Source organism: Ideonella azotifigens, from assembly GCF_006519715.1.
Taxonomy (GTDB): Bacteria; Pseudomonadota; Gammaproteobacteria; order Burkholderiales; family Burkholderiaceae_C; genus Ideonella; species Ideonella azotifigens.
This window is the reverse complement of the sequence record NZ_VIDT01000537.1, coordinates 1-3,893: the sequence shown is the minus strand read 5'-3', so window position 1 is coordinate 3,893 and position 3,893 is coordinate 1. Positions and strand designations below refer to the sequence as shown.

The 3,893-nt window shown below is 66.8% G+C and carries 5 protein-coding genes; 3 read left to right on the top strand and 2 right to left on the bottom strand.

Annotated elements, in window-relative coordinates; all coding sequences use genetic code 11:
* Nucleotides 1-832: YihY family inner membrane protein (locus tag FKP22_RS23560; protein WP_141290107.1), on the bottom strand; the 832-nt coding region annotated here is incomplete at its 3' end.
* A gap of 92 nt (nucleotides 833-924) precedes the next feature.
* Here FKP22_RS23560 and FKP22_RS23555 point away from each other — a divergent pair.
* The 3 genes from FKP22_RS23555 (at nucleotide 925) to FKP22_RS23545 (ending at nucleotide 3,428) form a co-directional block, all read left to right on the top strand.
* The gene (locus tag FKP22_RS23555) at nucleotides 925-1,317 is read left to right on the top strand and encodes a c-type cytochrome (protein ID WP_141290106.1); all 393 of its coding nucleotides are present in this window, start codon (nucleotides 925-927) and stop codon (nucleotides 1,315-1,317) included.
* Between the two features lie 147 nt (nucleotides 1,318-1,464).
* Complete coding sequence (locus FKP22_RS23550) at nucleotides 1,465-1,890, top strand: tripartite tricarboxylate transporter TctB family protein (protein WP_141290105.1); 426 nt, start codon at nucleotides 1,465-1,467, stop codon at nucleotides 1,888-1,890.
* On the top strand, nucleotides 1,890-3,428 hold the full coding sequence (locus FKP22_RS23545) for a tripartite tricarboxylate transporter permease (RefSeq protein WP_141290104.1): 1,539 nt from the start codon (nucleotides 1,890-1,892) through the stop codon (nucleotides 3,426-3,428). The genes FKP22_RS23550 and FKP22_RS23545 overlap by 1 nt, the downstream gene beginning before the upstream one ends.
* Nucleotides 3,429-3,479: 51 nt before the next feature.
* On the opposite strand, the gene FKP22_RS23540 is transcribed toward FKP22_RS23545, so the two are convergent.
* The coding region (locus FKP22_RS23540; protein ID WP_170201038.1) for a sensor histidine kinase at nucleotides 3,480-3,893 on the bottom strand (414 nt) is incomplete at its 5' end.

Genomic DNA, 3,893 nt, shown 5'->3' with positions numbered 1-3,893 from the left:
GCACGGCGCTTCTGCCGGCCTTGCCGCCACCGCGCCGCGCGCCGTTGCCCGACAGGCTGGCCGCGATCATGGCCGCCAGCAGCACCACCAGCCAGGAGAAGTACAGCCAGAGCAGGAACAGCGGGAAGGCCGCGAACGCGCCGTAGACGGCCTTGTAGGTGGGCAGCTTGACCAGGTAGGCCGCGAAGCCGCGTTTGCCCAGTTCCAGCGCGGTGCTGGCCAGCAGTGCGCCGAAAAAGGCATGGCCCAGCGGCACCTGGGTGTTGGGCACGAAGCGGAACAGCGCCGTCAGCGCGGCCAGGAACAACAGCGCCGGCCCCAGGTCGAGCACGAAATGCAGCGACGGCGGCAGCGCACCGATCAGGCCCATGGAGGCGCCCAGCAGGTAGGAGCTGGCCCACAGGCTCAAGCCCAGCACCGGCGGGCCCACGGCCAGCATCAGCAGGTACAGCCCCACACGTTTGAAGAACGGCCGGTTGCGCCTGACCTGCCACATCTGGTTGAGCGCGTTTTCCACCGTGAGCAGCATCGCCACGGCCGTCACCAGCAGGAACAGCGAGCCCAGCCAGGTCAGGCTGCCGGCATTCGCGGCGAACTGATTCAGGTACTTCAACACCGTGCGCGAGATGTCCGCCGGCAGCAGGCCCTTGAGCACGTAGTCGTCGATCACGCCTTCGAGCCGGCCGAACATCGGCACGCGGGTGAACAGCGCAAAGCTCACGGCCAGCAGCGGCACGGCGGACAGCAGGCTGGTGAAGGTCAGGCTGCCAGCCACCTGCACCAGGCGCTCCTTGCGGGCGCGTTGAATCGTGCGTCGGATCAGGCTGAACATGCGGGGCGGAACACGCGGCGAAAGCTGGCGAAGCCGCAATTGTGCGGGCGCTTCCTGCGGGGGCTTCGCCGGCCGGGTCAGAATGCTTGCCGATGAAGCCGCTGAACTTCCTGGTGCCCTTCCTGGTGCCGTTCCTGGCCTTGCTGCTGTGCGAAGCGCATGCAGCCGGTGACCCCGTGGCCGGCAAGGCGGCGTTTGCGCCCTGTGCGTCCTGCCACCAGGTCGGCCCTTCGGCGCGCGGCGGCTTCGGGCCGCAGCTCAACGGCATCATCGGCCGGCCGGCAGGCACCACCGCGGACTACACCTATTCGGCCGCGATGAAAAACTCGAGGATCGTCTGGACCGAACAGACGCTGGCGGCCTTCATCAAGGACCAGGACAGCGTGGTGCCGGGCACCAGGATGCGCTTTGCCAGCTGGGGCTACGGCGACCAGAAGATCGCCGACCTGCTGGCCTACCTGCGCAGCTTCCCGCCAGCCAGGTAGCCCTGGTTCCGGCTGCGCCTGGCGGCTGCGGCGCAAGCTGTTAGAAACCTGTCGAAAGCCTGTCGTAGGTGGAAACCGACGCACGCTTGGGAGGGCGGTTTCCTACATTGGTGTACCGCAATTCAGCATTCCATGCGGACCCAACCCATGACAGACCAAAACCTAGCCCGCGGCGTGTTCCTGGCCGCCGTTTCGCTCGCCTTCGGGCTGGGCGCGTACATGCATTACCCCCTGGGAACCTTCAACCGCGCAGGCCCCGGTTTGTTCCCGCTGATGGTCAGCAGCCTGCTGCTGGTCATCGCGCTGGCGATGATCGTGCGCTCGCGTTTCGTCGCGCCGATCGCCATGCACTTCAGCGTGAAGAACATCGGCCTGCTGATGGTGGCGCTGTGCGGCTTTGCCACCCTCTCCAAGCTGCTGGACATGGCGGTGGGCATCACCTTCATGGTCTTCGTGGCGGGCTTCGCGGCCACCTCGTATTCCTTCAAGCGCAACTGCATCATTTCCGCCAGCCTGATCGCCGTTGCGTTCGGCTTCCAGCACCTGCTCGGCCTCAACCTTCCGCTGTTCTGATGGACATCCTGCACAACCTCGCTTTCGGCTTCGGCCAGGCGCTGACCTTCCAGAACCTGATGTATTGCGCCATCGGGTGCACGGTCGGCACGCTGGTCGGCCTGCTGCCCGGCCTCGGCCCGCTGGCCACCATCAGCCTGCTGCTGCCGCTGACCTATTCCATCCCCACCGGCGGCGCGCTGATCATGCTGGCCGGCATCTACTACGGGGCCCAGTACGGGGACAGCGTGAGCGCGATCACGATGAAGATCCCGCACGCCAGCAGCATCGTGGCCTGCATCGACGGCTACGCGATGACGCTCAAGGGCAAGACCGGCCTGGCGCTGTTCACCGCCGGCGTGTCGAGCTTCATCGGCGGCACCGTGTCCATCATCGTCATCTCCTGCCTGGCGCCGGCGCTGGGTGAAGTGGCGCTGCTGTTCGGCCCGGCCGACTACTGCGCGCTGATGCTGGTGGGCTTCGTTTGCGTGAGCTTCGTGACCACCGGCAGCCTGCTCAACGGCCTGGCCATGTGCCTGATCGGCGTGCTGCTCGGCCAGGTGGGCACCGACGTGACCAGCGGCATGCCGCGCTACACCTTCGACCTGCCTTCGCTAGCAGACGGCGTGGGCCTGGTCAGCGTGGCGCTGGGCTGCTTCGGCATTGCCGAGATCACCAAGAACCTCGACGAGAAGCAGCAACGCACGCCCTTCAACGGCGCGATCAAGCTGATGCCGACCTGGCCGGAGTTCAAGCGCATCATCCCCAGCGCGCTGCGCGGCAGCATCGTGGGCTCGGCGCTGGGCATCCTGCCCGGCGGCGGCCCGGTGATCGCCCAGTTCGCGGCCTACGCGCTGGACAAGAAGGTCAGCAAGTACCGCCACGAGATTGGCGACGGCGCGATCGAAGGCGTGGCCGGCCAGGCCGCGGCAGACGAAGCGGCAGCCCGCACCAGCTTCATCCCGCTGATGAGCATCGGCATCCCGGAGAACCCGGTGATGGCGCTGATGATGGCCGCGTTCATCATCAAGGGCATCCAGCCGGGCCCGAACATGATCACCGAGCACGCCGACCTGTTCTGGGGCCTGGTGGCCAGCATGTGGATCGGCAACTGCTTCCTGCTGGTGCTGAACGTGCCGCTGGTGCGCTACTGGCTGTCGGTGTTCAAGATCCCGTACTACGCGCTGTTCCCGGCCATCCTGTTCTTCTGCTGCATCGGCACCTACAGCGTCAACAACAACCTGGACGACATCTTCATCACCTCGGCCTTCGGCCTGGGCGGCTATGTCTTCATGCGCCTTGGCATGGACGCTGCGCCGCTGATGCTGGGCTTCATCCTCGGCCCGATGCTGGAAGAGAACTTCCGCCGCGCGATGCTGATCAGCCGCGGGCACTTCGGGGTGTTCGTCGAGCGGCCCATCAGCGGCACGCTGATCGGGCTGATCGCAGCCTTCATCGTCTGGCAGCTGGTGGTGTTCTTCCGCAGCTCAGGAGGCGGCAAGCAGGCCGCGGCGGAAGCCGGTGGACACGGCCCGGCCGAAGAGATCAAGACGGCCTGAGCCAGGTCCCAGCGCCCCCGAAACTGCCCGCGCCTGCGGGCAGTTCTTTTTTCAGGACGGCACGGCGGCTGCGAACGGGAACATCAACAGCACCCGCATGCCGCGCTGCCCATGCGCCGAGGGTTCGATCTTCGCCTCGGCGCCATGCAGCCGCGCAATGTCGGCCACGATGGCCAGGCCCAGGCCGCTGCCAGGGCTGCTGGCGTCCCGCCCGCGCCGGAAGCGCTGCCACAGCGCGTCCAGGTTGTCCTGCGGCACGCCGCGGCCGTCGTCCTCCACGCTGAGCCAGCTGCGGCCTTCGCGGGTTTCAGTGCGCACGGTGATGCTGGTGCCTGCGCCGGCGTGGCTGATGGCATTGTCGATCAGGTTGCCAATGGCTTCTTCGAGCAGCATGGCGTGCCCTTCGACCCAGGCCGGCTGCAGCTCGAAGCCCAGGTCCTGCCCGGCTTCCAGTGCCGGCCGCAA

Bases quoted from the DNA above. Each gene is read 5' to 3' on its own strand.
- FKP22_RS23555 (WP_141290106.1), top strand. From the start codon at position 925: ATGAAGCCGCTGAACTTCCTGGTGCCCTTCCTGGTGCCGTTCCTGGCC.
- FKP22_RS23550 (WP_141290105.1), top strand. From the start codon at position 1,465: ATGACAGACCAAAACCTAGCCCGCGGCGTGTTCCTGGCCGCCGTTTCG.
- FKP22_RS23545 (WP_141290104.1), top strand. From the start codon at position 1,890: ATGGACATCCTGCACAACCTCGCTTTCGGCTTCGGCCAGGCGCTGACC.